The sequence below is a fragment of the Psychrobacter sp. DM4 genome (assembly GCF_051307035.1).
In the GTDB taxonomy this organism is placed as follows: domain Bacteria; phylum Pseudomonadota; class Gammaproteobacteria; order Pseudomonadales; family Moraxellaceae; genus Psychrobacter.
This window is the reverse complement of the sequence record NZ_CP195536.1, coordinates 2,693,558-2,720,416: the sequence shown is the minus strand read 5'-3', so window position 1 is coordinate 2,720,416 and position 26,859 is coordinate 2,693,558. Positions and strand designations below refer to the sequence as shown.

The 26,859-nt window shown below is 44.5% G+C and carries 23 protein-coding genes; 12 read left to right on the top strand and 11 right to left on the bottom strand.

Going from position 1 to position 26,859, the window contains the following annotated elements; genetic code table 11:
- Positions 1–205 precede the first annotated feature (205 nt).
- The 3 genes from ACR64G_RS11675 (at position 206) to ACR64G_RS11665 (ending at position 5,432) form a co-directional block, all read left to right on the top strand.
- A complete protein-coding gene (locus ACR64G_RS11675) occupies positions 206–1,585 on the top strand; it encodes an efflux RND transporter periplasmic adaptor subunit (protein WP_435979450.1) in 1,380 nt (459 codons plus the stop codon).
- Complete coding sequence (locus tag ACR64G_RS11670; RefSeq protein ID WP_435979449.1) at positions 1,582–4,716, top strand: efflux RND transporter permease subunit; 3,135 nt, start codon at positions 1,582–1,584, stop codon at positions 4,714–4,716. The genes ACR64G_RS11675 and ACR64G_RS11670 overlap by 4 nt, the downstream gene beginning before the upstream one ends.
- Positions 4,717–4,808: 92 nt before the next feature.
- Positions 4,809–5,432, top strand: a complete 624-nt coding sequence (locus ACR64G_RS11665) for a YceI family protein (RefSeq protein WP_435980720.1) — start codon at positions 4,809–4,811, stop codon at positions 5,430–5,432.
- 216 nt (positions 5,433–5,648) lie between these two features.
- On the opposite strand, the gene ACR64G_RS11660 is transcribed toward ACR64G_RS11665, so the two are convergent.
- Positions 5,649–6,254 (bottom strand): YceI family protein, encoded by a 606-nt coding sequence (locus ACR64G_RS11660; RefSeq protein ID WP_435979448.1) that lies wholly within the window; start codon positions 6,252–6,254, stop codon positions 5,649–5,651.
- A gap of 268 nt (positions 6,255–6,522) precedes the next feature.
- On the opposite strand from ACR64G_RS11660, the gene ACR64G_RS11655 reads away from it, so the two are divergent.
- The gene (locus ACR64G_RS11655) at positions 6,523–7,470 is read left to right on the top strand and encodes a DMT family transporter (protein ID WP_435979447.1); all 948 of its coding nucleotides are present in this window, start codon (positions 6,523–6,525) and stop codon (positions 7,468–7,470) included.
- Positions 7,471–7,917: 447 nt separating this feature from the next.
- Here the strand turns inward: ACR64G_RS11655 and ACR64G_RS11650 are convergent, their stop codons facing one another.
- A complete protein-coding gene (locus ACR64G_RS11650; protein WP_435979446.1) occupies positions 7,918–8,823 on the bottom strand; it encodes a LysR family transcriptional regulator in 906 nt (301 codons plus the stop codon).
- A 362-nt stretch (positions 8,824–9,185) separates the two neighbouring features.
- Between ACR64G_RS11650 and ACR64G_RS11645 the strand changes: the two genes are divergently transcribed.
- Together ACR64G_RS11645 and ACR64G_RS11640 are read left to right on the top strand one after the other, a co-directional pair.
- Positions 9,186–10,124, top strand: a complete 939-nt coding sequence (locus tag ACR64G_RS11645; RefSeq protein WP_435979445.1) for a pirin family protein — start codon at positions 9,186–9,188, stop codon at positions 10,122–10,124.
- Positions 10,125–10,316: 192 nt separating this feature from the next.
- Positions 10,317–10,928, top strand: a complete 612-nt coding sequence (locus ACR64G_RS11640; RefSeq protein ID WP_435979444.1) for a nitroreductase family protein — start codon at positions 10,317–10,319, stop codon at positions 10,926–10,928.
- 274 nt (positions 10,929–11,202) lie between these two features.
- Here the strand turns inward: ACR64G_RS11640 and ACR64G_RS11635 are convergent, their stop codons facing one another.
- The 3 genes from ACR64G_RS11635 to ACR64G_RS11625 form a co-directional block, all read right to left on the bottom strand.
- Positions 11,203–11,373 carry a hypothetical protein gene (locus tag ACR64G_RS11635; RefSeq protein WP_435979443.1) on the bottom strand — a complete coding sequence of 57 codons (171 nt, stop codon included), beginning with the start codon at positions 11,371–11,373 and terminating at the stop codon, positions 11,203–11,205.
- A gap of 107 nt (positions 11,374–11,480) precedes the next feature.
- Positions 11,481–12,506 carry an Eco57I restriction-modification methylase domain-containing protein gene (locus ACR64G_RS11630; protein WP_435979442.1) on the bottom strand — a complete coding sequence of 342 codons (1,026 nt, stop codon included), beginning with the start codon at positions 12,504–12,506 and terminating at the stop codon, positions 11,481–11,483.
- 172 nt (positions 12,507–12,678) lie between these two features.
- The gene (locus ACR64G_RS11625) at positions 12,679–13,665 is read right to left on the bottom strand and encodes a restriction endonuclease (protein ID WP_435979441.1); all 987 of its coding nucleotides are present in this window, start codon (positions 13,663–13,665) and stop codon (positions 12,679–12,681) included.
- Between the two features lie 340 nt (positions 13,666–14,005).
- On the opposite strand from ACR64G_RS11625, the gene ACR64G_RS11620 reads away from it, so the two are divergent.
- From ACR64G_RS11620 to ACR64G_RS11595, 6 genes are all read left to right on the top strand, one after another.
- The gene (locus ACR64G_RS11620) at positions 14,006–14,815 is read left to right on the top strand and encodes a hypothetical protein (RefSeq protein WP_435979440.1); all 810 of its coding nucleotides are present in this window, start codon (positions 14,006–14,008) and stop codon (positions 14,813–14,815) included.
- A 253-nt stretch (positions 14,816–15,068) separates the two neighbouring features.
- Positions 15,069–16,085 carry a DUF1852 domain-containing protein gene (locus tag ACR64G_RS11615; RefSeq protein WP_435979439.1) on the top strand — a complete coding sequence of 339 codons (1,017 nt, stop codon included), beginning with the start codon at positions 15,069–15,071 and terminating at the stop codon, positions 16,083–16,085.
- A gap of 33 nt (positions 16,086–16,118) precedes the next feature.
- Positions 16,119–17,147, top strand: a complete 1,029-nt coding sequence (locus tag ACR64G_RS11610; protein ID WP_435979438.1) for a methionine synthase — start codon at positions 16,119–16,121, stop codon at positions 17,145–17,147.
- A gap of 114 nt (positions 17,148–17,261) precedes the next feature.
- Positions 17,262–17,774, top strand: a complete 513-nt coding sequence (locus ACR64G_RS11605) for a flavin reductase (RefSeq protein ID WP_435979437.1) — start codon at positions 17,262–17,264, stop codon at positions 17,772–17,774.
- Between the two features lie 70 nt (positions 17,775–17,844).
- The gene (locus tag ACR64G_RS11600) at positions 17,845–18,678 is read left to right on the top strand and encodes a sulfite exporter TauE/SafE family protein (RefSeq protein ID WP_435979436.1); all 834 of its coding nucleotides are present in this window, start codon (positions 17,845–17,847) and stop codon (positions 18,676–18,678) included.
- 353 nt (positions 18,679–19,031) lie between these two features.
- Positions 19,032–19,484, top strand: a complete 453-nt coding sequence (locus tag ACR64G_RS11595) for a hypothetical protein (protein WP_435979435.1) — start codon at positions 19,032–19,034, stop codon at positions 19,482–19,484.
- Positions 19,485–20,008: 524 nt separating this feature from the next.
- Here the strand turns inward: ACR64G_RS11595 and ACR64G_RS11590 are convergent.
- From ACR64G_RS11590 to nusB, 6 genes are all read right to left on the bottom strand, one after another.
- Positions 20,009–20,461, bottom strand: coding sequence for a pseudouridine synthase (locus ACR64G_RS11590; RefSeq protein ID WP_435979434.1), 453 nt, complete (start codon positions 20,459–20,461; stop codon positions 20,009–20,011).
- 140 nt (positions 20,462–20,601) lie between these two features.
- The gene (glmS, locus tag ACR64G_RS11585) at positions 20,602–22,443 is read right to left on the bottom strand and encodes a glutamine--fructose-6-phosphate transaminase (isomerizing) (RefSeq protein ID WP_435979433.1); all 1,842 of its coding nucleotides are present in this window, start codon (positions 22,441–22,443) and stop codon (positions 20,602–20,604) included.
- 318 nt (positions 22,444–22,761) lie between these two features.
- Positions 22,762–24,156, bottom strand: coding sequence for a bifunctional UDP-N-acetylglucosamine diphosphorylase/glucosamine-1-phosphate N-acetyltransferase GlmU (gene glmU / locus ACR64G_RS11580; RefSeq protein ID WP_435979432.1), 1,395 nt, complete (start codon positions 24,154–24,156; stop codon positions 22,762–22,764).
- A 175-nt stretch (positions 24,157–24,331) separates the two neighbouring features.
- On the bottom strand, positions 24,332–24,925 hold the full coding sequence (locus ACR64G_RS11575) for a phosphatidylglycerophosphatase A family protein (RefSeq protein WP_435979431.1): 594 nt from the start codon (positions 24,923–24,925) through the stop codon (positions 24,332–24,334).
- A gap of 3 nt (positions 24,926–24,928) precedes the next feature.
- Positions 24,929–25,987 (bottom strand): thiamine-phosphate kinase, encoded by a 1,059-nt coding sequence (thiL, locus tag ACR64G_RS11570; protein ID WP_435979430.1) that lies wholly within the window; start codon positions 25,985–25,987, stop codon positions 24,929–24,931.
- Positions 25,984–26,823, bottom strand: coding sequence for a transcription antitermination factor NusB (nusB, locus tag ACR64G_RS11565; RefSeq protein WP_435979429.1), 840 nt, complete (start codon positions 26,821–26,823; stop codon positions 25,984–25,986). The genes thiL and nusB overlap by 4 nt, the downstream gene beginning before the upstream one ends.
- Between the last annotated feature and the right edge of the window lie 36 nt (positions 26,824–26,859).

The window sequence follows — 26,859 nt, the reverse complement described above, 5'->3', positions numbered from 1 at the left end:
CCACTACTGTAAAATACTTACTTCGTCTTTTGTTGATAAGTTGATAGACGGCACTTATGTTATAACGACATAAATAGCGACGATAGTTGACTCGTTAGTAATATAGACTACAAGGCTAAAGGCTATCATTAAGATAAACTACCTCTATATGAACGCTATCGCTTAACCCTTTTTTTATCACTGTGCTTGTCCGTAGAGATCTATTATGAGTGACTTTCAAGACCCCAATAATAAGCAAGATCCTGCTAACTCTAAAGTCCTTTCAGAGGCGCAAACGGAGCTGCCGCCGTATCGTCAAGCTGAAGTGGCACAGAAGTCAACGAGTAAGAAGCCATCATGGCTGATACCAGTGTTGATCGCTATGTTAGTACTGGGTGTACTATTGGGTCGGTATTGGGACAATAGTAGCAGTGAGCGTGCTGAAAATATAGCGACAGACGAAACCTCAACGGTAACTACAGCCGATGACACTAGTACTGAGCAAGCGGTACTATCGGTCGAAACCGTCATGCCAAGCCAAGACAACATTGGTAATACGCTCAGTGCTGAAGGTACTATTAGTGCCAAAGATACTGCCAACGTCAGCGCAAAAGTAAACGGCGTTGCTATAGAGCGTATCTTTGTCGAAGAAGGCGACCGTGTGAAAGTTGGACAAGTTCTTGCTATATTTGATACCGATGCTGCGGAGCAACAAGTGTTGCAGGCTGAAGCTGATGTCGCAGAAGCGGAGGCGACACTCGCTAGTGCAAAAGCAGATGCTGTGCGCGTACTTCCACTCATCGATATTGATGCTATCAGTAAGCAAGAAGCTGATCGATACCGTACTACTGAGCTGCGCGCCCAAGCGGCGCTACAAGCCTCAAAAGCACGCTTAAGTAGCCAACGCTTGATGCTAGATAATGCAACGGTTACCGCGCCCGTCAGCGGCATCATTAGCGCAAAAATGATCGAAGTGGGTCAAGTCACAGGCGGCGAGCCACTATTTACTATCGTCAAAGACGGTATCTTGGAATGGCAAGCCGATATCGATCCGAGCCTCATCGGTGAAGTCAGCGTCGGGACGCCCGTCCGCGTAAGCTTACCTAATAATCAATCGGTAACGGGTGAGGTCAGCCGTATTGCGCCGACTGCTGATAACAATCGTCAAATCACTATCTACGCAAGCTTAGCGACCAATAGCGGTGCCCGTGCTGGCATGTATCAAACGGGCGAATTCTTATTAGGTAATGCCAGCATGCAAACGATTCCTAATACGGCTATCGTTAGCAATGATGGTTACGACTACGTCATGTTAGTAACCGATATAAAAACTATTGATAATACCAGTGTGGGCCGGATAAAGCGTCTTCGAGTCATGCTAGGCGAGCGTTTTGGTGAAAATGTAGCAGTAGCGGAGCCGTTGCCAGCAGATAGTCGCTTGGTAAAACAAGGCGGTAGCTTTTTGAATGAAGGCGATCTTGTACGTGTTGTTGATAGTAGTACTAGTAGCGAAACCAACACTAATGCTAGCGCCGTAGCTCAAACAACCAATGCTCCAGTCTCAGCGCAGAAATCAGCACAGGCATATTTGCAGGTATTATCATGAGTATGAATGCATCGGCCTATTCGATTCGAAATCCGCTAGTCGCTATTCTTTTGTTTGTGCTCCTAACCATGGGTGGAATATACGGCTTCCAGCAGATGAAAGTGCAAGAATTCCCTGATATCGATTTTCCAGCTGTAGTTGTCACTGTGACATTGCCTGGTGCTGACCCCGTTCAATTAGAAAACGATATCGCCAAAAAAATTGAAAACAAGCTCACAAGCATTAATGGCATCGATCATATTCGCACTACCGTACAAACAGGCGCGGTAACGATTGTCTCTGAATTTGTGTTAGAGAAAGATATTCAAGAAGCGCTCGATGATATTCGCTCCTCAGTCGATGAGATTCGTGGTGATCTACCAGCCGCTGCCAACGATCCTATTATTACCAAAGTCTCAACCTCAGGATTTCCCGTAGTGACTTACTCAGTTGCTGCGGACAATATGAGCGTTGAAGACTTATCTTGGTTCGTCGATGATACGATCACCAAGCGCCTATCGAATATATCTGGCGTTGGTTCGGTCAATCGTATCGGTGGATTGCAGCGTGAGATTAGAATTGCAGCAGACCCTATCGTACTCAGTGGTTTACAGCTATCCATCGTGCAGCTATCGCAGCAGATAGCAGGTATTCAGCAAGATGGTGCAGGCGGGGAGGCTGAAGTCGGTAATGCGACGCAAACTATCAGAGTATTGGGTGCTGTTGAGCGCGCTAACGAGTTGAACAATTTACAGATTGCTGTACCGATAGGTGGAACACAAGCGCTAGGACGTATGGCAACCATAACCGATGCTCCGGCTGATCGTAGTTCAGTGGCTAAGTTGAATGAGCAGACCGTAGTGGCCTTCAACATTGTACGCTCGCGTGGCAATGGTGAGGTTGAAGTAGCCGCACGAGTCGATGCAGAGCTTGCTAAACTCAGTAGTGAGATGAGTAGTATTAATATAGAAAAGGTCTATGACCGCGCCGTGCCAGTAGCAGAAGATTACAAGGCGTCGCTTACTATGCTAATCGAAGGCGGTATTTTAGCCGTCATCGTGGTCTTTTTATTCCTGCGTAATATTCGCGCGACTATCGTTACTGCCGTTGCGTTACCACTGTCCATTATTCCTACCTTTTTGGGAATGTATCTATTTGACTTTAGTCTCAATATCATTACGCTTTTAGCCTTATCGCTAGTCGTTGGCGTATTGGTTGATGACGCTATCGTTGAGGTTGAAAACATCATTCGCCATCTACGGATGGGCAAAACACCTTATGAGGCGGCGATGGAGGCGGCTGATGAGATTGGCTTAGCCGTTGTCGCCACAACTTTTACGTTAGTGGCAGTATTTTTACCAACGGCCTTTATGGGCGGCGTTGTCGGTCAATTCTTCCGTCAATTTGGTTGGACGGCTGCTATCTCCATTGTGATGTCTTTGCTAGTCGCACGTCTGATAACGCCGATGATGGCAGCTTATATATTGAGGCCTGAAAAGCATCGAGTCGAAAAGCAAAGCAGAGTCATGACTGGGTATATTAAAGTGGTTTCATGGACACTGAGTCATCGCTGGGTGACTATGGGCATAACGCTGCTGTTATTTGTTGGTTCACTAAGCTTAGCAGGACTATTACCAACAGCATTTATTCCAGATGACAATGGCAATCAGACGCGCGTATCGATAGAGCTGACGCCCGATGCTGAGCTGGCTGACACTGAGCGCGTCGCTGAAATGGCTAGCAGCCGTATTTTGGCGATGCCCGAGGTTAGCAACATCTTTACCTCTGTCGGAGAGGCGCAAGCCACTATGGAGGCAGGCTCTAGCAGTGGTAGTAAATCCAAAAACATTGCCAATTTAGATATTGTGCTTGTGGCAAGAGATGAACGCGCTTTCAAAAAATCGATAGAACGTGAAATCAGCGCTTTGATGGAAGAGGTACCTGGTGCGCGCTTTACCGTTGGTATAGGCAGTGGCGGCGGTAGTGGCTATAACTTTTCTTTAACGAGTAGTAGTCCAGAGATTTTGGAGCAAACTGCTCAGAAAATTATGACTGAGGTTCGTGCGTTACCAGCCGCAGGAGCAGTCACCAGCGATCGAAGCTTACCTAGACCAGAGCTGACGGTCATTCCTGATCGATTAGCGATGGCTGACAAAGGGGTAACGACGCAAGATATCGCATCAACGCTACGCATAGCGACAGTCGGTGATTACGAGCAGCGTCTCTCTAAGCTCAATCTCGATACGCGCCAGATACCTATCGTAGTGCGTTTGCCTGATGTCGCCAAACAAAACGTTACGCAGCTAGAAGGCCTATATGTGCTTAACAGCCGTCCAACAGGCGAAGGCGTGCGCCTAGGTGAAGTCGCTGATCTAGAGTTCGGTACAGGGCCTGCGCAGATCAAACGCTTGGATCGTGAGCGCGCAATTAGTATTACCGTGCAACCTGCTGATGGTGAGCTTGGGGAATTAGTAGAAGCGGTCAAACAAACCTCTACGATACAAAATCTACCGTCAACGATTAGTATCGTTGAACAAGGCCAAGCCGAGAACATGGCCGATCTATTCAGTGGTTTTATCATCGCCATGTCGGTCGGTATTGTTTGTATTTTAGGGGTGCTTATTTTACTCTTTGGTAAGTTACTACAGCCCTTTACTATCTTGATGGCGCTACCACTATCAATTGGTGGTGCACTAGCGGGTCTAGTTATCACAGGCAGTAGCTTGTCGATGCCGTCGATGATTGGCTTTATTATGCTCATGGGTATCGCGACCAAAAACTCAATTCTGCTCGTTGACTACGCTATCATCGCGCAAAATCGTGGCCTAGCAAGGTTTGACGCCATCATGGATGCCTGTCGCAAGCGCGCACGTCCTATCATTATGACGACAATTGCGATGGGCGCTGGCATGTTGCCGCTGGTATTTGGTTGGGGCGATGCTGATCCGACCTTTCGGCGTCCGATGGCGGCTGCGGTATTGGGCGGCCTTGTGACGTCTACATTACTGAGTTTGGTTGTAATTCCTGTGGTGTATACGCTCATGGACGACTTATCCAATTGGTTTGCTAAATGGCTAAAACCACATGGTAAAGAGAATAATAACGCAAGTATGCCAAGCGAAGATAGACATACGATATCCAACGAGAGTTAAGGAGAGATATCAATATATCATTACTTGTCACTTCGCTAAATCATGCTATTGTTTGAAGTGACAAAGACATAGTTATGACAAGGAAAGTAATGATGACTTCTCTTTTGCGCCATCAGATGTTCAAGACTTATTACAAGCCTTTAAGCGCTTTATTATTAGCGGCTGCTGGCATGAGTAGTATCACTATCAGCTATGCAGCTACATATAGCATCGATCCGACGCATGCCAATGTGCGTTTCGCTATCGATCATTTTGGTACGTCGACCAATACGGGCGGATTTTATAATTTAACGGGTCAACTCGATTATGATCCGCAAGCTAAGACAGGCAATATCGCACTTATTATTCCGATGAATACGCTAGTGACAGGTAATACCGCTTTTGATATCGTTCTCAAAAGTGAGGATTTTTTCGATATTGAGAAATATCCAGCGGCTTATTTCAACTCAAGCAAATGGTATTTTAGTGACGACAGTTCAGAATCAGAAGTTGTGCGTGTAGACGGCAATCTGACACTACGCGGACAAACGCATCCTGTGACACTAATAGCAACCAAGTTCAACTGTTATCTAAGTCCTATTTTGAAGGGTCGGGTCTGCGGGGGCGACTTTACCACGACCATCGATCGTACCAAGTGGGGGATTAGCAAATACACCTTATTAGGAATGACTGAAAAAGTGGATTTAAATATTCAAATAGAAGCTGCAAAACAGTAAAGCGTCTTATGCTTTAATTTTGACAGCAAATGCTCAAAGAGTAGTAGAAGAATCCAGTTGGCTTGATGAGTGGCATCTATGTATGAGCGAGCAATATGCTAAAAAGTAAAAAGGTATCAAACAGAGCTTGATACCTTTTTAATTTCAGGTAGAGCGCTTTTTGTCATCTATCACTAGAGAGTGCATTGATAAAAAGCGTATCATTAAAAATTTAGGTTATGAGTTATCTTCTTTTAGACCTGCTTCTACTTGTATGACCAGTTTAATATCTTTCATCATCCCGCCGTCGGTGTAAGTCGTTATGCCCCACTGAGTGCGATCAATTGTCGTCTCAAAATCGCCGCCACATACTTTGGTCTCAAGTACTGGGCTGTCGTAGCAGTTGAATTGGGTAGCATTTAGAGTAACGGGATGCGTCTGTCCATGTAGAGTCAAATCACCTTTTACCGTTTGTACCTCACCATCATCAAACTGCCACTCAGTGGATTTAAAGTAAGCCGTGGGATACTTGGCAACGTCAAAAAAATCAGCAGATTTTAAGTGAGTATCGAATGCTTTGAGTCCTGTACTCAAGCTACCCATAGGAATCGTTATACCCACAAAACCTTGCTCGTCTTCTGGCTGATAGTCAATAATACCTGTCAGACCATAAAATCCGCCAGCATTGGTGGAAGTACCAAAATGATCAACTGAAAAGCGCGCCGCGGTATGGTTTGGGTCGATCTCATACATAGCACTATGAGCCAATACGCTAAGCATACCAAGGCTACTAATCGCAGTAATAGCAATAGCACGTTTTAATTTTTTGGTAGATAAAGTCATAATAAATAATCCTTATGTAGTGAAAAAAATTATTAACAATATAAGCTTATAATTAGTTTTTAATATAAAAGCTATATTTATTTCAAAGGATAAAAGTTTTATCATTTAGTCTGTCTTATAAATGATAAGTATTAGTTTAGCAAAATTCTATAGTCTTTGTTAGCTCTTACTATTTATAACTATGTTTTCTATAACTGTATTCTGTCGTTATAAGGTTTTAGGGGCTAGGTTTTGATTTAATGCTACTTTTAATTGATGCAGACCCTTTATGAGTCACTCTATTGAGCCGTCTTTTATTGAGAACAATACTTGGCTGATAGCGTTAGTCTGCTTGCTTGTGGGCGGTGCTTTGCTGGGTATCTCAACCAACCTAGCCAAGTACGCAGGCGAGATTGGATTAGGTCCACTGGCATTTTTGTTCTGGTCACTCTTAGGCGCTGCTATTGTCTTAGTTATTGTTGCCTTTATGAGGGGTGAGTTGCTAGCACCGAGCAGGCGTAGTTTTGAGTATTATATTGTCGCCGCTTTGGTCAGTGTCGCAGGCTCCAACTTGATATTCTTTTCAGCCATTCCTCACGTTGGTGCAAGCTTTGTCGCGTTGATTATCTCACTGCCGCCATTGCTGACTTATCTAGGTGCGCTCATGCTCAACATTGAGCGCTTTAGCGTAATGCGCGCGCTTGGCGTCGCTGCAGCGCTTGCTGGTGTCGGGGTGTTGGCTGCACGTAAATTTGCTACTCCAGATACTAGTATGTTCTGGATACTACTCGCACTATGTGGCCCTGTGCTACTCGCTATCGGCAATATCTATCGAACCTTGCGCTGGCCAGATAATGCCTCACCTATTGCGCTCGCACCCGGCATGCTGATTGCCGCCGTTATTCTGCTCGGTTTGGTAGGCACACTCCCTGATTTTTCACTTATGGTGTCGTTAGAGAATTCTAACTCAGCACTCTTAATCCTTGTTCAGGCCATCATCTTTGCTGTTCAATTCGTACTGCTTTTTGTATTACAAAAGACGGGTGGCCCTGTGCTCCTAAGCTTACTAGGCGCTGTCGGTGCTATCGTTGGCGTACCCGTCGCTGTTATCTTGCAAGGCGAAGCGCTGCCTGAGGGATTGGTCGTAGGCGGCTCTCTCATTGCGCTTGGCGTGATACTAGTGACGTGGGGCGGCATGAAGATGGCTACGTTGCCACAATCAAAATTAAAAGAGTGAAAAAAGACAGCGGATTAAAAAGTTAAATCATCAATAATGAAGAGCGTTATTGTCTAGAAACGTGTAAAGAATGACACTATTTTTAGCCCACTAAAGGCTCGCCTACCCGTTTTTTTATACCGACGCCTGCTGATGTTAATACCGATCTCAGCCTGAGCGAGCGGTGTGTCTATGAGAAACGGTGTAAAGGCGTCATTAACGTCCAGAGGGTGCTATTCTTTTTCGTGTATGAGCAGCTTGGTATCTGGAAAGTAGGCGGGTCTGTACCCATCTTCTGTTTTGCAACCGAACCATTGACGGACACCCTGAGTATGTAGGTAACATACCCTATGAGTGCATGTTCATCCTACCCATTCTTATGAGGGTTTGACGATGACTAAGCGATAAACCATAAGTTATCTTTGATAGTAGTATGATTTAGAGAGGGGCTATATTTTTAGCATACGTCTAAATCTGATCCCAATAGGGGTCATCACCGAAGCGTTCTGCGATAAAATCGATGAGATATCGGCAGCGTTGTGACAAAAAACGATTTTTGGGATAGACGGCATAAGCGTTCAAAGTAGGTAGCTGATACTGACCAAGAATAGGAATGAGCGCACCGCTTGCTACCATCTGGTAGGTGATAAAAGTAGGCAAAGAGACAATACCTTGACCCTTAACTGCCATATCGCGCAAAAAATCTCCGTTGTTGGCTTTTATTTTTGACTGAGTGACCACTTTATGAGTTTTCCCTTGGTCATCTGTCAGCTCTATGCTGCCATATTTGCCAAGACCATACTGCAAAAATTCATGTTCTGCCAGATCGGCTACCGTCTGCGGCGTGCCCCTTTTACTCAGATAATCAGGACTGGCGCACAGCGAACATCTCACTAATGCTAGACGCTTAGCTTGATACGTTGAGTCTTGTAATGCTCTGATACGAATAGCAAGCTCATAGCCTTCTTCGACTAGATCTACGTGCCGATCAGAAAAATCCAGCTCAAAGCTCAAATTAGGGTGCTGGCTGGCATAGTCGTCGATAATCTCATTCAGATGCATTAGCCCAAAGGTGAGAGGCGCAGTCATTTTCAGCGTGCCCTCAATACGAGTAGGGGAGTCGCTAGTCTGCTCATTAAGCGCATCGACCTCATTCAATATACGACAAGCTCGCTGATAATACAGCTCACCTGATTGGGTTAGATTGGATTGACGGGTGGTGCGACTGATCAGCTGATTGCCCAAGCGTGTCTCTAAATCCTTTAGGCGGCGGCTTACCGCGGACTTGGCAATATCTAATTGCTCAGCGGCTTTGGTAATGCTACCCGCTTCGACCACCCGTACGAACATAGCCATGTCTTCTAGTTGTCCCATGGCACTCTCCTGTATGTCTTGTAGGTAATCGCTTGATAAAAGCTACCCAACATAAAGGGTAGCCTCAAATAATAAAGGTCGCGTTTTGGCTACTATATCATTGTTCTCATAACCAGAACTTATATTTGTCATTGGGGTGGTTTATCGCATTTTAATTGGCATTTATAATAGCGTCACAGCTTAACTCCATAAAATATTTCAAATTTTAGAGAACATCCATGGATAAATGACCAGATTTAAACGCTCCAACTGGTCGCTTTTTTTTATTGATGGTCTTTATCTTTTTGAATATATAAAAACAGACACCACCATTCTGCTTTTGGCTATATCTATAGCCGTCATCCGATAATAAGAGGGGAATCATGAGCATTCAAACCCTAGTGCCAAGGCTGGCAGACGTGGGCGGCATTCCTATCGCTAGATTACTACCGAATAAAGGCAAAAAGCCTATCGGTGCATGGTGTTTTTTGGATCATGCAGGTCCCGCCAAGTTCGGTTTAGACGAGGCCGGCATGCAAGTGGGTCGTCATCCACATATCAATTTGCAGACCTTTAGCTGGATGCTTGATGGCGAAGTCCTGCATAAAGATAGCTTAGGTAACGAGCAGGTCATTACCAAAAACCAAGTCAATGTCATGACCGCAGGTACAGGGCCTGCTCGCGGCATCAGCCATACCGAGCAAAGCGTATTTCCTGATACAGGTGGATCGCCTGAGGCGTCGCGTGCGATCAGCATGGTACAGCTATGGGTCGCCCTGCCAACGGATCAAGACATCGAGCCAAGCTTTCATCATTATCCAAAACTGCCAACATGGAGTGAAGATAATGTCGAGATGATTTTGACCACTGGCAGCTACACGTCAGTGACCGGTGAGCAGTATCAAGCGCCAACGATTCAGTACTCAAAAATGGTCGGTATCGATGTGTACTGGCAGGAAGACGGCGAAGTCACGCTAACGCTTGAGTCAGGATTTGAGTACGGTATTTTGGTCAATGAAGGCGAGATTGAATCTGAGGGCAACCTCTGCCCGCAAGATCAATTATTGCGCTTTTACGATCATGATGTCGCCAATAATGAGAGCATCAAGCTGGTTGCCAAAAAAGGTACGCGTGTGATGTTCATCGGCGGTGAGCCACTCAATAACCAAGTACTGCTCTGGTGGAATTTTGTCGCGGACAACAAAGAAGAGATTGAGCTTGCGATTAAGGACTGGAACAACGGTCATGAGCGCTTTGGTGACGTTGACTCAGATATGAAGCGTTTGCCTGCACCAGTATTGCCAAAAGGCTTTCGGGGTTGATCCGTTGGTTAATAAGGCAAAGATGTACTTGTTAACCTAGATTGTATAGTACGACTTACTGTTAAGTTATTTTACAAAAAGAGAGTACGGATAATAGAAGGGCTCTCTTATAATACACAAATAATTGCAGGATGTGGCTACAGTACTGACGTAATCATACCTTTTCATTGACTTACGCTTTGGAGACACCTTATGTCAGACCTAAAAGATCTACAGCAGCTCATAGAGAAACGCCGTTCTATCTACGGCCTAAGCGCTACTCTACCCGTATCCAATAGTGATATCGTCAAACTGGTTGAGCACGCACTATTGCATGTGCCTTCATCGTTTAACTCGCAATCGACGCGATTGGTAGTGTTATTTGGCGAAGACCATGACAAATTATGGGACATTACCGAAGAGACGCTAAGAGTCATCGTCAATGACGAAGAGCAGTTTAAAGGTACCAAAGATAAAATCGCAGGCTTCAAAGCAGGAGCGGGTACGGTTTTATTCTTTGAAGATAAAGGCGTCGTGAGAGGCATGCAAGAAGCTGCGCCTTTGTACGCGGATAAGTTTCCTATTTGGGCTCATCAAACCAATGCTATGCACCAGTATGCGATCTGGACGGCGTTAGCAGCTATCGATATCGGCGCAAATTTGCAACATTACAATCCTCTAATCGACCAAAGAGTCGCACAGGCGTGGAATATCGCTGAGGATTGGGAATTGAATGCGCAGCTTGTGTTTGGTGCGATTGAGCAACCTGCTGGTGACAAAGCGTTCAAGCCATTAGATGAGCGTATGAAAGTGTTTGGCGCATAAGTAAAACAACCGTCAAAACTGAACGTCAAGCCACGCTATGGTAACTACAATAGCGGGGCTTTTTTTATCGCTTATTTATACGTGTATCATTTAAAAAAGGCATCTAAGGGTTTAATTAAGCATTTGTATGTAAAATCCATAAAAACTGGACATATCTTGCACTGTCATAAGCTGTTTTTGAAAAGAGTTATCCCTATATTGATACACAAAGAAGCGTGTTAACTGAGTATCGTCAGCAATAATTGAGAGCGAAACTCTCCTCTTTTTGTGTATTTCAATCTCCTCTTTTTGATTTTTTGACCTCTATCAGTTGTTTTATACTATCTGCTTCCATCCGTATTAGATCTATGTCTTGTACTATTGGCTTGATAGTAAAACTACTAATGATCTCATCCTTCAACCGCTGAAATTCGCCACTTATATGACTGTTGGTCAGTTTAATCATATTAATTTCCTTAGGACGTGTTTGGCTAAAATCTCGTCAAATAGTGATAGCTACTATCGTTATAGCAGTAGCCGCACTCTGTCGCTTAGCGACTATCTAAGGAGGGGTTAGCTCATAGGCTTAACGTTAGTTTCGATAAAATCTATTTCAGATTCGCTCAGATCATATTTTTTATAAAGCTGTTGATCAATCTCGAAGATAGACTTAGACCAATTAATATGCGAGTCAGGAGTAAAGTTCTGAAGAGGCACTTTTGACCATGTCTGCCTAGTTGCATTATCTTGGGTTATTTTTTTTATTCCAAGCATCACCCGAGTAAATTTGCACTTAAGGTATTTCAATAAAGCCTCAGCTTCATCTTTAGTCTCGAAGTGACCTAGCGATATAAAGGTTTGCGTATGGCCAACAGAAGGCGCTCCTATTACAGGAGTGCTGAGTACCTCGCCAAGAGCGCCTGAACCATTAGATTTTGGAACAAATACCTTCCATTGTTTTAGGTTGCCGCCATCTTGTATGTAAGATTCATTCACATATTTATATACGCGTACGTTGTTTTGACGCCCATATATCTGTACTTGCGGTCTGTTTTGGGGGTGGTCAAAAAAAATCTCAGGGTATCTATCAAATACATTCGATCCCATTGACTTCGACTCGCTTCCTTTGGCGCGACCTTTTAAATCAGGATGTTCTCGTAGGAGGTCATCTGTAAATTTATATGAGCTACGTAAGGTGAGGATATCACCGAGACTTGCAAAGGACTTGGATCCTACAACCTTGCCCAGAATAGCTTTTAGCTCTGCAAATCTAGTAAAAGTATCAATGGCGCCAAAATTTTTATTCTTATCATGGTACAAAACGGCGATACCACCTTTAATATCTGTATTAATAAATACTTGTGAGGAGTCTTGATTAAAATAAACAACCTTTAGGTGCTCATCATTAAGCATCCTCTCATTCCAGTCCTTTGGAGTTTGACCTGCAGTAAACAAAAACCTTGCTGGAGATATCAGGCAGTATGTAGCACTGATACTCTCAGCCAAATTATAGAAGTAGTGATAAACGGGACTGTTGCGATTGTTATCCGCATTATCTTCTTGATAAGGAGGGTTCCCTACGACAACATCAAACTTCATTGTTCATATTCTCCAAAAAGGTCATTGAGTCTTTTAAAAAACGAGCCTTACCTTGTTTGTAATGGACGATCCTTTAATGAGTCGCTGATAGTCCAAGATCTTAGTCGTACTATGCAAGTGAGCATGCAGATACATTGATTCTGTTATTTTAACCAAAGCATACTATTACCTATTACTCGAACTCTTCATCAAAAAATTCCATCTCTTTTGTTTCCCAGTTCATGATTTTTACCCGTTTACCTGACTCTACTATCGCTTGATTTTCAGTGCTTTCGTCATCAAAAAACGCGAGCTGATTTTTAATCGTTTTTTCTTGTTTGCCAGATAATGGAATAATGTACTGCAAGCCATCCATCTGAAAGACATTGTAGCTGATGATTTCTGCGACTTGTTTGAGTAGACTATGAGTAGGGTTTTTAAACCACTTAGCAACATAATAATCTCGGTAAGTGTAGAGTAGGTTTTCACGAGCCAACAGCAATGAGTCTCCGCTCCATTCAAAGCCATAACTTGATTGGTAAGCGTCTTTGACCCTGAGCTGCCACTCTGTCTTATCGTCAATTTCAGCATTGATCCTTTGAAGTTTGCGGTCAACAAAACCGACTCTATCTACTAGATTGATGATTTCTCCGGTTTCCATATCGTAGCGACTTACCATGTATGGCGCCTCACCGCAGGTTAGCTCCAACCACTTACGCTTCACATAAGTTGCTAGGTCATCGTCAAGGTAATTAGAATCTATAACATCATTTTGTTTTTTTACTATCCATGTTGGCGTAAATACCTCAGCCTTTGATCGGGTGCGCTGCTGTTGTATCTGCTGCGATTTTAGAGCCCTAGGTATAATGATTTGCTCCCTATCACCAGTGATTAAATCTAGCTTAATTTGAGAGGTTGCAGCATAGTTTTTGCCATGTTGAATATAACTCTCAGTAGCCCAGATTATATTTCTCTTTTGCTTAGGCGTAGAAGTCGTCCTATCAATGAGTAATAGGTCAACAATATCGGGCATTTGCTTACGGATTATATCTTTAGAGATATCGGTAACGCTAAAGTCAGTAATAGGTTCTTCATCCTGATTTATATCATTGTTTTCAATGCTATTCTCAATGCTTTGAGGGATTAGATCGAAAAGACAAGTATCCTCTGAATGTGTCATATACCTTTTTTACCCATGGTTAATAGTTAGACTCATAAGAGTGTTGATTCGTTGTACCCTATTTAAAGAGCTGATCAGTCCAAACGTCAAGGCAACGTCTGTTATGCTGATGACAAATACTGCGATAAATCCTAAAGGAACGAGTGTAACAAGGATAACGGCTATAGATAACAAGAAAAAACGACCAAAGGCGGTAGATGAATTGTTTTGTTCTTAGCACTTTATAGTTATAACGTAGATCGTGTGTTTGTAGGTAGTATAAAGAAAGTTACTCTAATTCAAATACTTTGAATGTCGATATATTTTTGCAAGCGCTTCATCCTAAGAGGAATTATAAACAATGAATGAGTCAGACTCCAAACGAGCTACCGTGTGGACGGTTATCAATCTACTGGTTTTTTTTGCGACTTTAGGCTTTAATTATTTAGGCGCGTCTGGATTTTTCAATAACATGGGACAGGCGGCGGTCTCAAGTAAATATCAAACTTTACTGACTCCGAATGGTTTTGCGTTCTCGATTTGGGGCGTCATTTATACGCTTGTATTTGTGACACTCGTGGCTTTATTTCTAAAGAGAAAAGATCCAAAAGTCGCTAAACTTATCGGACTGGTATCTGGCTTATTCGTGGTCAGTAGTTTATTCAACATGGCATGGATTGTGGCTTTTTCTTATGAGAGAGTAGGGCTTTCAACTCTTTTTATAATAGGTATATTAATATCTCTGTTAAGTATCGTCCATAGAATTTATAACGCTCGAGCTGGCATGATATCTACGTTAGCAGGAACCGCTTTTACGCTTTATGGGTCTTGGGTGTTTGTCGCGACTATTTTAAATAGTGCTATCTTTGCGGTACAGCAAAAGTGGGAGGGATTTGGAATTTCACCCTCAGTTTGGACGATTGTAGTATTGGTACTCATAGTCGCTGTCGTCTTAGGATATGTACGACGCTATCGCAATGCTGTCTTCCCCGTTGCCGTAGCGTGGGCATTTTTCGGTATCTATAGCGCCTACACTAACGGTTCAATTGCGCCCTCAATGGCGTCTATTATTCAAATTGTCTTACTGCTTGGCATTGCTGTATTGATAGCTTTGACGGGCTATACCTTTTATAAAAATCGCTATGCTATATTCCCGCCTAGTAGAAATTAACATAGATCATCCATTGTTTATTAAAAAGACAGGCAGAGGACAGTGCAAAGTTCTGCCTTTTTTGGCATGCAAATGACTCATTATAAATACGTCTATTATTCTCTTATACCTTGACTTTTTTATCATGAATTAAATTCATCTTATATTTAAATACTATCGTTTTTATTCATGTCGTGCTTTAGGTATGATCTATTCCATACAACAAATTGACTTTATCTTAGATCATAAGAGTAGAGTGAGTAAGGGGATTATCATGAGTCAAGCATTTACCTATTCCATATCAAGCATACGCTTTGATGAGAACTATCAGCCCGCAGATAGCACACGTCTGACGACCAACTTTGCCAATCTAGCACGAGGCGAACATCGTCAAGAGAACTTACGCAACACCTTGGCTATGATCAATAATCGTTTTAATGCTTTGGCGCATTGGGATAATCCCACTGCTGATCGTTATGCGGTTGAGGTTGATATTATCTCAGCAAACTTGGATATTAATGACGATGGATGTACCTTTCCCGTTATCGAAACTCTAAAAACGACCATTATTGATCACAAGACAGGCGCGCGTATCAACGGTATGATTGGTAATAGCTTCTCATCCTATGTGCGTGATTATGACTTTAGCGTAGTACTGCCAGAGCATGCCGATAAAGATCTAGGGTCACTAACGCCGGATGATTTTGGTGATTTGCATGGCAAATTGTTTCAGCATTTAGTGCGCTCAGAGGCCTACCGTAGTCAGTTCGATAAGCCGCCCGTGATTTGCCTGAGCGTCTCAAGCTCTAAGACTTATGAGCGTACGGGTAATCAGCATCCCGTACTAGGCGTAGAGTATAGACAAGACGCTTTGCATGATAAATCATTAACCGATGCTTACTTTCATAAGATGGGCTTGAGCGTGCGTTACTTTATGCCTGTCGGTAGTGTCGCGCCATTAGCGTTCTATTTTGCGAGTGACTTGCTCAGTCATTACAGCGATCTTGAGCTGATCAGTGCGATTGCGACGATGGAAACCTTTCAAAAGATCTATCGCCCTGAGATTTATAATGCCAACTCTATCGCCGCGCAGGTGTATCAGCCAAGCCTCAAGTACCAAGATTATTCACTCACGCAAATTGTCTATGATCGCGCTGAGCGTAGTCAGATGGCAGTGACGCAAGGCAAATTCACTCAAGAAGAATTTATCAAACCGTATCAAGTTATTCTTGATAAATGGGCAGCAGACTTTGTGCTGGACAATGATAGTGTGAAAAAACAAGCGGCCTAAAAGTTTAAATAAAAAATAGAGAACATAAATTTTATGACATTATTATTACCCACCTCAACCGCAGGCAGCTTACCAAAACCCTCTTGGCTAGCGGAACCTGAAAAAATTTGGTCGCCTTGGGCAGTAGAAGGCGAGAAGCTGTTTGAAGCCAAACAAGATGCGCTACGTCTGACTTTGCAAGAACAAAGACACGCAGGCATAGATATCGTCAGTGATGGCGAGCAGACCCGTCAGCACTTTGTGACGACCTTTATCGAACATCTCGATGGTGTGGACTTTGAGAGGCGTAAAACCGTTAAAATTCGCGATCGCTATGAGGCGAGTGTGCCGACAGTGGTGGACGCGGTGAGTCGACCCAAAGCCGTATTCGTTGATGATGCCAAATTCTTGCGCGCGCAGACCGATCAGCCGATTAAATGGGCGCTACCCGGTCCGATGACGATGATAGATACGCTGTATGATGATCATTATAAAAGCCGTGAAAAGTTGGCTTGGGAATTTGCCAAAATTTTGAATGAAGAGGCGCGCGAGTTGGAAGCGGCTGGTGTGGATATCATTCAATTTGATGAACCTGCCTTTAATGTATTCTTCGATGATGTCAACGACTGGGGTATTGCCACCTTAGAGCGTGCTATCGAAGGTCTTAAATGTGAGACCGCAGTGCATATCTGTTATGGCTATGGTATCAAAGCCAACAACGATTGGAAAAAAACACTGGGTTCGGAGTGGCGTCAATACGAGCAAGCCTTTCCTAAATTACAGCAATCAGCGATTGATATCGTCTCACTCGAGTGTCAAAACTCGCATGTGCCCATGGAGCTGATTGAACTCATTCGCGGTAAAAAGGTGATGGTCGGTGCGATTGATGTCGCCACCAATACTATTGAGACCCCTGAAATGGTGGCTGATACGCTACGCAAAGCCCTACAGTTCGTTGATGCTGATAAGCTCTATCCGTCGACCAATTGCGGCATGGCACCTCTGCCGCGCTTCGTTGCACGAGGTAAGCTTGCCGCATTAAGTGCAGGTGCGACAATCGTTCGTAATGAGTTAAGCGCTTAGGATCTGTTAACGAGCTCTGGCTCGTTTACGTGCTGGAGTGGCCTCAGTTATCAGCATAACGATATAAGTTTGCTGATAGATTTAATATTTAAAATTGCAGCGAGGATAGAACCTATGATTGAAGCCACTGAATTTAGAGATGCCATGTCTTTGCTCACAACTGCGGTCAATGTCGTCACTACCAAAGGCGACTCTGGCGTACATGGGTTTACGGCATCAGCGGTATGTAGCGTCACCGATACCCCGCCGACTTTACTGGTTTGTATGAATCAGGCGGCACGCTCGCATGGGTATTTTGTAGATAATAGAATTATGAGCGTCAATGTATTGGGCGCGCAGCATGAATCGATTTCTAACGCTTTTGCCTCTAAATTGAGCACTCAAGACAGGTTTGCGCAGGGTGCTTGGACTCAGCTAGTAACAGGCTCTCCTATTCTAGAAGATGCAGTGGTCAGCTTTGACTGTGAGATTGAGCATATTCAGGAAGTGGGTACGCATAGCGTGTTTATGTGCCGCGTCGTCGGTATCAAGCACGCTGAACCACATGACGTGCAACAGGAGAGCTTGGTTTACTTTAACCGCGCCTATCATCAAGTGGGTCAAGTGGCTCAAGTAGAAATAGCTTAAATTTACGCTCAACTCAGCTGTCCATGAGACAGATCATTCTTCACTCCTTTAACTAAGAAGTCATCATCCTGTGGAAATACTTATATTTTTGGTAATAGGCGCGCTAGCAGGATTTGCTGCGGGGCTATTTGGCGTGGGCGGTGGCACTATCATCGTACCTCTACTGTTTATCGTTTTTACGCAAATGGGTTACAGCCCTGACAATATCATGCATCTAGCGCTAGGCACCTCGCTTGCAACTATTATTGTGACCTCAATCAGCTCGCTGATGGCGCACAATAAAAAGGGCGCGGTGATGTGGCCTGTGTTCAAAAATCTAGCGCCAGGATTAGCGCTGGGGTGTTTTTTGGGTGCAGGAATAGCAGGGCAAATCTCAGGGCTATATCTTCAGCTTATCGTTGGCGTATTTTTGTTGTGGGTCGCCCAAAAGATGTTTGTGGGTGACAAAAAAAAGGTCGCTAGTCAGACTGATAATATTAGTGGTCTTGAATATGCTCAGATAGAGCTACCGTCAAAACCTAAACAACTAGCGGCAGGTGGCGTTATCGGTATCGCTTCTGCCATCTTCGGTATTGGTGGTGGCAGTTTAACGGTGCCGTATCTCACGCGCTATAACGTGGTCATGCAAAAAGCAGTGGGTACGTCAGCAGCGTGTGGTCTGCCGATTGCTATTGCTGGCGCGCTAGGGTTTATGTTCTTTGGCATGCAGCAACAAGTCGATGTGCCCAATACCATTGGCTTTGTCCATATTTATGCCTTTTTAGGGATTGCAAGTATGAGCTTTTTTACCGCAAAAGTCGGGGCAAAAGTCGCGCATATCTTATCGCCAGAGCTGTTAAAGAAATGCTTTTCGCTATTGTTATTCGTAGTGGGGTTTTATTTTCTTTATAAAGGGTTATTTTAATTAGCTGTATTGGTGTATTTAAAATATAAAGGTCATGAACAGCATGGTAGTGCTTAATGCGGAGAATCATGTCTGGCTTAGTAGTCCGTTATAAATGGTTCCATTATACCAGTCTGTTTTAAGTGGTCTATTAATAGGTTTAAAGGGTGAAATAGCTGGTTCCGGTGGGGTATACCCTTTGTACGTACTGATCTGAATAAGGTTTGCTTAGTTAGTCCAGCAGCTGAGCTTAAATCTAGTATCCATGGTGGTAAAGTTTTTGGGAGAATTAAGTGATTTATTTTCGTGATAACGGGTCTTGGGTTCAATTTATTCAGCACTAAAAAAACGCTTGCTAAAGTGAGGAGTTGAAAATGTTTAAAGTTGAAAATAATAAAATAGATATTTCTCACGTTAGGAAACGTTCATTAGGTTTCGGAAGAGATGATCTAGGTGAAAACTCATGTGGTTTCATCTGGAAAGAAAGTATCGAGGATTTTTTAGCAAGAACGGAAAGTATAATTAATGACTTTATCATGGAGTGTCACATAGATGATAAAGATCAAGAAGAACCTGATATTTTATTTCTTTATGAATTAAATTACCCATTCATAAGAGATCTACTGGAAGAACAGCCTAGTTATTTCTTAGAACTAGTAAGTGAGTACGCAAGCTTACTGGTACTACCCCCTTTTTTCGATACTCCGTATATTGGAAAAAAAGACGATATAAAGACTGGATTTACCATCAATCAGATTGATAAAGTTTACTTTGATGATGATACGATAGTTTTTGAAGGAAAAGGTTGGTTTTATAATCGTGATTAGCTCTTTATAAATAAGGAAGAAATAGCCGAAGGTTCGATGCCTGTATAGCGCACCAACCACGATTTTATGAGATAGGCGCAAGATTGAACGATATATCCATTACCCAAAGTTGGACGTTAAGAACGGCACACCCTCGCCATGATATTGAACGTCAAAACAGACATAAAAAGCCTTAGCTAGGCTTTGAGAGATGAAAATGAAAAAAAGTAGCAAGATAATTCTATTGTCCTTGATAGCTGTGCTATTTTTGGCTCTTGGTGTTGGGCTATATATTCTTTATCAAGGCTATCTAGTGATTTTACATTCTGTCTAGTAAGTAGCTTTAAGGATAATAAAAGAATGAATCAAGTCAAAAAACCTTCGAGTTAATCACAATAATTACACTCACAAGTACATTGACAGCGACCATCAATATATAAAAAATTTAATATCAATAACTTAGGTTCCGTGTTCAAGTCCTCACTAGGGAACCGAACCTCTAGCAGCGGTATTTTAACTTTTTTCACTGACTATTTCAGATAAATTTAACCCTCAACACTCTCCACCCAATTAAACGCTTCCAAAATACGCATCCACTGCTCATCCAATCTTGCTTTCAGGAGCAAGCGCTCACCAGTGACAGGATGGCTGAGCGCTAACGTCTGAGCATGCAGCAGCATGCGTGTACAGTCATAGTGAGTGCGAAAAAATCGTGTGTGCCGTATATCGCCGTGGCTAGTATCACCCACGATGTGATGGAATATATGTCTCATGTGCCGACGCAATTGATGCTTGCGCCCCGTCTCGGGTGTCAAGCGCACAAGGCTATAGCGACTCGTGTTATGCTTTTTAGATACCGCAAAGGGCAGCTCAACTTGCGCCAAACGTCGCCAGTGGGTCACCGCCTCTTGAGCGGGTTTGTCCAAGTCAGCAAACTTATCGGCAATGGCATCAGGCTTAAAGCTAAGCGCATAATATGGTGCCTTGGTCTGGCACAAAAGCCGCGCAGCACAGATTGATGTTTTTTTATATCGTTAGTCATAAAAATCCTTCGCTATCTTATTAACACTAGATGGCGAAGGATTCGGTAGGAAAAGTCATTAATAAGTAAAAATTATATAAAAATCAATTACTTAGACTACTCAACCGTAACGCTTTTAGCCAGATTACGTGGTTGATCGACATCCGTACCGCGCATAACTGCCACATGATACGAGAGTAATTGTACCGGCACGCTATAGACGATTGGCGCAAGATCCTCGCAGACATCAGGCACATAGACCACATGTAAGCGATCTTCTGCGACCATCTTGCTCGACTCACCTGCGAATACAAACAGCTCACCGTGACGAGCGTGCACTTCTTGCATATTGGCCTTCAGCTTATCGAACATACTATCTTTTGGCGCGAGCACGACGATAGGCATGTCTTTATCGACAAGCGCTAGTGGGCCATGTTTTAGCTCGCCTGCGGCGTAGCCTTCGGCGTGAATGTAAGAGATCTCTTTTAGCTTAAGCGCGCCCTCAAGAGCGATTGGAAACTGTAAACCGCGACCTAGGAACAAGCAGCTTTTTTTATCCTCAAAGCTCTCACTCATCGTTTTGATCGCTGCATAGAGATGGAGACTGGCGTACAGTTGCCCTGGTAGCTTGTTAAGATCCTTAATCAAGGTCTCTAAACGCGAGTTATCAACACGCTCTTGAACCACACCAATTTTGAGTACCAGCAGCATCAAGGCGACGAGCTGAGTCGTAAAGGCTTTGGTAGAGGCGACGCCAATTTCAGGACCTGCGTGCGTCGGCAAAAAGATATCGGTCTCACGCACTAAGGATGAAGTCGGTACGTTACAGAGCGCCAAGCTGACCAGTCCTGCTGGGTTTTGCTTTTGGGTATCGCGTAGTGCTGATAACGTATCAGCGGTCTCACCTGATTGTGAGATACAGATCACTAAGGAGTGATCGACAACGACTGGATTGCGATAGCGGAACTCGCTTGCGATCTCAACCGAGCAGGGCAGGCGGGTTAAGTTCTCAAACCAATATTTGACAACCATACCCGCGTGATAGCTCGTACCACAAGCGAGAACTTGAATGTGGCGAACACCTGATAACTGATCGGTATGACGCGCCAAAAACTCAGCGCGCAGGCTCAACGTGCTGCTATCTATCGCCATATCGAGCGTGCGCGAGACCGCATCAGGCTGCTCATAGATCTCTTTGAGCATATAATGCTTGAACTCGCCCTTGTCTGCATTGTGCTGGGCGGCATCGATCTCATTGATAGCGCGCTCGACCTCCACGCCATCCGCGTAGACTTGAATACTATCGCGCGTGATGCGTGCGATATCGCCTTCTTCTAAGTACATAAAGCGATTGGTCACAGGTAGCAGTGCGAGCTGGTCTGAGGCGATAAAGTTCTCGCCGATACCGACACCGATGACCAGCGGCGAGCCCAGACGCACGGTGATCAGCTCATCAGGGCTATCGACATGGATGATCCCTAAGGCAAAGGCGCCGTGTAATTTTGGGATGACCGCACGCACCGCTTCTAGTAGATCTTGGGTGTCTTGATATAGATCGTTGATCAGATGCGCGACGACCTCAGTATCGGTCTGTGAGGTAAACTCGTAGCCTTTGGCAATCAAGTCCTCTTTGAGTTCAGCATAGTTCTCGACGATACCATTATGGACGACGGCGATCTTGCCAGAGATATGCGGATGGGCATTACGCTGCGCAGGTTCGCCATGAGTCGCCCAGCGCGTATGGGCAATACCGATATGACCATTGAGACTGTCAGGATTTTGCGCGACGGCATCGACCAGTGCTTGGACTTTGCCCACTTGACGCTCGCGGTGCAACTGTCCATCACGAATCACTGTGAGACCCGCGGAGTCATAGCCGCGGTACTCCAAACGTTTGAGACCTTCGATTAAGATACTGGCAATATTACGCTCAGCGACAGCGCCGACGATTCCGCACATAGCGATTCCTTTTTTAAGATAGTTATTTATGAGATGACGGCTAACAAGAGGGCTATTTACCGATCGATGAGCAGTCAAAACGTTTATATAGTAGGTTTACAATAAAAGAGAGACGACTTTTAAAGCCGCACCACTGCTATTCATTTTTTTTGCTTGCTGTGTCTACGCTGCTTCGAGCCTGCAAAAAACAAATGCCAGTGGTGCTGTATCGTTTTGTATTGGATTGACTATATGTGTTTTATACGTATAAAATACGCTGTAAGCCGCACAGCAATTTACTTATCACTGTACGGCTTATCAGTATCAATAAAATATGGCTTACTTTTTATTCTTTACGGGACGCTCAAAGTTATCTTTTTGACTTTGTCTAGCACGACCAAAAGCCAAAGCATTGGCGTCAACGTCTTTGGTAATGACAGAACCCGCCGCTACAGTCGCCGTATTACCAATAGTCACTGGAGCTACTAGGCTAGAGTTCGAGCCAATAAAAGCATTATCTTTGATAATAGTTTGCGATTTGTTTGCGCCATCATAGTTACAAGTGATCGTACCCGCGCCAATATTGGCGTTGCTGCCGATAGTCGCATCACCGATGTAACTGAGATGATTGACCTTGCTGCCCTGACCGACAACAGACTTTTTGATCTCAACGAAGTTGCCAACTTTACTGTTATCAGCCAATACGGTATCAGGACGTAAATGCGCAAAAGGACCCACGTCGACGCCTGCGCCAATCTTGGTATGGTCAATCACGCAATATGGCTTGAGGTGACAGGCATCACCAATCTTTGAGCTCTTGATCACGCAGCCCGCCTCGATATAGACGTTATCGCCTAAGACGCAATCACCCTCAAATACTACGCCGACATCGACGAACACATCTTGCCCTGCGATTAAGCTACCACGAATATCAACGCGCGCAGGATCAGCGAACTGAACACCTGCTTCTTGCAAGTCAGCAATGAGCTTGCCTTGCCAAGAGCGCTCTAAGCTGGCGAGCTGCTGGCGATTATTGACACCTTCGATCTCAAAAGCATGATCCGGCTCTATCGCTGTGATAATAATGCTATCAGCGACTGCCATCTTGACGATATCGGTGAGGTAGTACTCGCCTTGTGCATTATCGTTTGACAGCTCAGGCAGGTACTTGTGAAGTAGCGCATTATCGACGCAATAGATACCGCTATTAATTTCAGTAATTTTTTGCTCAGCGTCGCTTGCGTCTTTTTGCTCAACGATAGCTTCTATGTTGCCTTGATTATCACGCTTAATACGACCTAGACCAAAAGGGTTGTCTACGGTAAGGGTCAGCATCGATATACCATCGGTGTTAGCCGCCTGCAAATTAGCTAAAGTTGCTGCACTAACCAGAGGCACATCACCATAGAGAATAAGGCTTTGACCGTCCTGTGGTAGCTTGTCAAGAGCAACCTTGACCGCATGCCCTGTGCCTAACTGCTCCGTTTGCGCGACCCAAGTTAGAGACAGATGCGCGTATTGACTATCCATTGCTGACTGGACTTGATCACCGCCAAAACCATAAACCACCACAGTATTATCTACCGTCAAATGATGACAAGTCTCAAGGACGTGACCGAGTAGCGGTTTGCTCGCCAAAGTCTGTAGCACTTTGGGCTTAGCTGATTGCATGCGCGTGCCTTTGCCAGCCGCTAGGATAATCACAGATAGCGATGTTTTGATAGACGCCGACATTTTACACTCCACAAATGTAACAAAATATAATTTTGAATTATAACGCAAAATAGCCCAAAAGTCATATCCGAATAGTAAGGTTTATGACTGATAAGCTTGATAACATTAGGGAAACGCTTTAATAGTAAAGTGAGGACAAAAAAAGTTAAAGATGTGAGCCATTAATGTAAAAATGCTAGAGCAGCAAACCCATCATAGCGACAACCCAAACAATAGCAGCCATCACGCCTGCAATAATGTCATCAAGCATGATGCCAAGACCACCTGCGACCTGTCTATCGGCCCAGCCAATGGGCGGCGGCTTTATAATGTCAAAGAACCGAAATAATATAAAGGCGATGATAAGGGCAAAGACAGAGGTGGTATCAGAAATATCCTGCCAAAAGCTAGTGCTCGCCACGCCTAAATAAGAAAAGGGTAGTAAGGTGATCCACATGCCCGCCCACTCATCCCAGACAATATGCGGGTCATCATGGACCTGCATGAGCTTGGAGGTGCGCCCGCATATCCATATGCCGATAATACTTGATAAGATAGTGATGATAAAAAAGGGGATAAACCCCAAACTCATCAAAGGAATGGCAACGATAAGTCCACCAACAGTGCCCCATGTACCCGGAGCGCGGCGCGGCAAACCACTACCCAGACCAATACCGAGCCAGTAGACGATGCGATCAAGTAAGCTTGCCGTAGCGGACAGGCGCGGGCAGTTATTAGCTTTGCTGATATCAGGTTTATGGTTGTTGGCATTTGGCGCGTCGTTGGTCATGGGCTAACCTATAAAGTGTTGGTAACCGCTCAAGTTGGGTAAGCTGGTAAAAGGCGCAGGGTTTGCTGTGGTCACTGGCTGACCTTGATAAAACAGCTGAATACAAGGCTTGCTAGCGCTGCTATTAGAGCTTGTATCTTGGTCTATTAGTGCCAAAGCCGTCACCTCACCAATACAAGTGATCTGAGTATTAGTTTTATTACCAAAAGTTGATGCAATATCAGTAGGCAAAGTAAAGACAAGCTCGTAATCATCGCCGCCTGTCAGTTGACATTGCAGGCGCTCTGCTATCTCTATACTAGATAGCGCCTCGCTAGTAGGTAGATCTTCAAGATTGAGCTGTATGGTAACGCCGCTCTGCTGACAGATATGTCCAAGGTCTTGATAGAGACCGTCTGATATATCGATCATCGCTGTCGTACCGATTCGCGCGAGCGCGGCGCCTAGAGCAATACGAGGGGTTGGCATATGCAAGCGATGAGAGAGACTTTGACCAATGTTATTATCAGCATGGTCTAGAGCATAAGCGGCATCACCAATACTGCCAGATACATAAACCTTGTCGCCGACCTGCGCGCCTGAGCGATAAATGGCTGGCGTGCTAGCATTTAAGTAGCCCTGCGCACTCACGCTAAGTATCAAGTTCTCGCTACGTGTGGTATCACCGCCGATTAAAGTCACTCCGAATAATGTGCACGCGTGGAACAAGCCTTTGGCAAAGTCAGTCAGCCATTCTTTATGAGCTAAGCGTTCTGGTAATGCTAGGGCGAGCAAGATACTGTGCGGTGTCGCGCCCATAGCGGCAAGGTCTGAGATGTTGACTGCGACAGCTTTATAGCCAATTTGAAATGCTAGTGTATCAATCTCATCCCAGTTAGCACTAAAGTGTCTGCCCTGGACTAAAGTATCAATACAGCTGACCAAGCGCGAGTCCGTCGGCATTTTCGTTACCGCAGCATCATCACCGATACCTTGCTCGATACCGTTGTTTATTCCTACCTGTATTTGCTTGGCATCTTGCAGGCCTAAAAATATTTGATTGATCAGTTCAAACTCGTTCATGACTCGTCTTTACTGTTCAAATCATCCGCTTGTATAGGCTGAGCGCTTGCTTTTTGGATAGCCTGCTTAGTCGCCGTTGCTGAGCTAGGTTTGAGACGGTCACGTTTGACGCCTGTTTTATTGGCACTGATACGCGGCTTGTTTGAAGCAGTCGGCTCATCAGTTTGAGTCTCTGACTGTACTGCTGTTTGACTCTCGTTTTGACTGGCTTTCGCTTGTTTGGTTGCCGCCTTTTGTGAGGTGCGTAGATTGGCTTTGGTATCGGCTTGAACTTCGAGCGCGCGTAATTCTATCGCCATTCTATCGAGTACGGCGTTGATAAGCTTATGAGCGTCAGTTGCACCAAAATGATTGTTCAGCTTCATCGCTTCATCAAGGACGACTTTGTAGGGAATCTCAAGACGGTGCTGTAACTCATAAGCGCCGATGAGTAAGATAGCGTGCTCAACGGTATCTAACTTCTCAATTCCGCGATCAAGTTGCTCAGCTATTAGCGTGTCTAAAGCCTCTATTTGCTCTGGGATATCGCGCATCATCTCATGATAGTAGCCAATGTGTACGGTGTGCATAGCATTGGTCGCGCGCGTACGGGCAGCGATGTCATATGGGGCATTGTCCAGCCAGCTACGCTTGTCCGTCGTATCAAAACGGCGATCGGTGACCAGCCACTCATACAGACCTTGCATAGCAAAACGCCGCGCTTTACGTACGGCAGTATGACTGGTTTTGTACGAAGATTCACTGACATCGAAATGTTGCTCATCATCGCGGGCGGGCGTTTGAGTGATAGAATCAGTCTGTGCGTCATTCAGAGCGCGCTTGAGTTGGTCGGTCATAAGGGGTGAATACCTAAATTTGTCAATAATACCATG

Excerpts from the sequence above, each read along its gene's own strand:
- ACR64G_RS11625 (WP_435979441.1), bottom strand. The coding sequence starts at position 13,665 with ATGACACATTCAGAGGATACTTGTCTTTTCGATCTAATCCCTCAAAGC.
- ACR64G_RS11610 (WP_435979438.1), top strand. The coding sequence starts at position 16,119 with ATGACATTATTATTACCCACCTCAACCGCAGGCAGCTTACCAAAACCC.
- glmU (WP_435979432.1), bottom strand. The coding sequence starts at position 24,156 with ATGTCGGCGTCTATCAAAACATCGCTATCTGTGATTATCCTAGCGGCT.
- ACR64G_RS11595 (WP_435979435.1), top strand. The coding sequence starts at position 19,032 with ATGTTTAAAGTTGAAAATAATAAAATAGATATTTCTCACGTTAGGAAA.
- ACR64G_RS11645 (WP_435979445.1), top strand. The coding sequence starts at position 9,186 with ATGAGCATTCAAACCCTAGTGCCAAGGCTGGCAGACGTGGGCGGCATT.
- ACR64G_RS11620 (WP_435979440.1), top strand. The coding sequence starts at position 14,006 with ATGAATGAGTCAGACTCCAAACGAGCTACCGTGTGGACGGTTATCAAT.
- ACR64G_RS11605 (WP_435979437.1), top strand. The coding sequence starts at position 17,262 with ATGATTGAAGCCACTGAATTTAGAGATGCCATGTCTTTGCTCACAACT.
- ACR64G_RS11640 (WP_435979444.1), top strand. The coding sequence starts at position 10,317 with ATGTCAGACCTAAAAGATCTACAGCAGCTCATAGAGAAACGCCGTTCT.
- ACR64G_RS11665 (WP_435980720.1), top strand. The coding sequence starts at position 4,809 with ATGACTTCTCTTTTGCGCCATCAGATGTTCAAGACTTATTACAAGCCT.
- ACR64G_RS11615 (WP_435979439.1), top strand. The coding sequence starts at position 15,069 with ATGAGTCAAGCATTTACCTATTCCATATCAAGCATACGCTTTGATGAG.
- ACR64G_RS11670 (WP_435979449.1), top strand. The coding sequence starts at position 1,582 with ATGAGTATGAATGCATCGGCCTATTCGATTCGAAATCCGCTAGTCGCT.
- ACR64G_RS11630 (WP_435979442.1), bottom strand. The coding sequence starts at position 12,506 with ATGAAGTTTGATGTTGTCGTAGGGAACCCTCCTTATCAAGAAGATAAT.
- ACR64G_RS11650 (WP_435979446.1), bottom strand. The coding sequence starts at position 8,823 with ATGGGACAACTAGAAGACATGGCTATGTTCGTACGGGTGGTCGAAGCG.
- nusB (WP_435979429.1), bottom strand. The coding sequence starts at position 26,823 with ATGACCGACCAACTCAAGCGCGCTCTGAATGACGCACAGACTGATTCT.
- ACR64G_RS11635 (WP_435979443.1), bottom strand. The coding sequence starts at position 11,373 with ATGATTAAACTGACCAACAGTCATATAAGTGGCGAATTTCAGCGGTTG.
- ACR64G_RS11655 (WP_435979447.1), top strand. The coding sequence starts at position 6,523 with ATGAGTCACTCTATTGAGCCGTCTTTTATTGAGAACAATACTTGGCTG.
- glmS (WP_435979433.1), bottom strand. The coding sequence starts at position 22,443 with ATGTGCGGAATCGTCGGCGCTGTCGCTGAGCGTAATATTGCCAGTATC.
- thiL (WP_435979430.1), bottom strand. The coding sequence starts at position 25,987 with ATGAACGAGTTTGAACTGATCAATCAAATATTTTTAGGCCTGCAAGAT.
- ACR64G_RS11660 (WP_435979448.1), bottom strand. The coding sequence starts at position 6,254 with ATGACTTTATCTACCAAAAAATTAAAACGTGCTATTGCTATTACTGCG.
- ACR64G_RS11575 (WP_435979431.1), bottom strand. The coding sequence starts at position 24,925 with ATGACCAACGACGCGCCAAATGCCAACAACCATAAACCTGATATCAGC.
- ACR64G_RS11675 (WP_435979450.1), top strand. The coding sequence starts at position 206 with ATGAGTGACTTTCAAGACCCCAATAATAAGCAAGATCCTGCTAACTCT.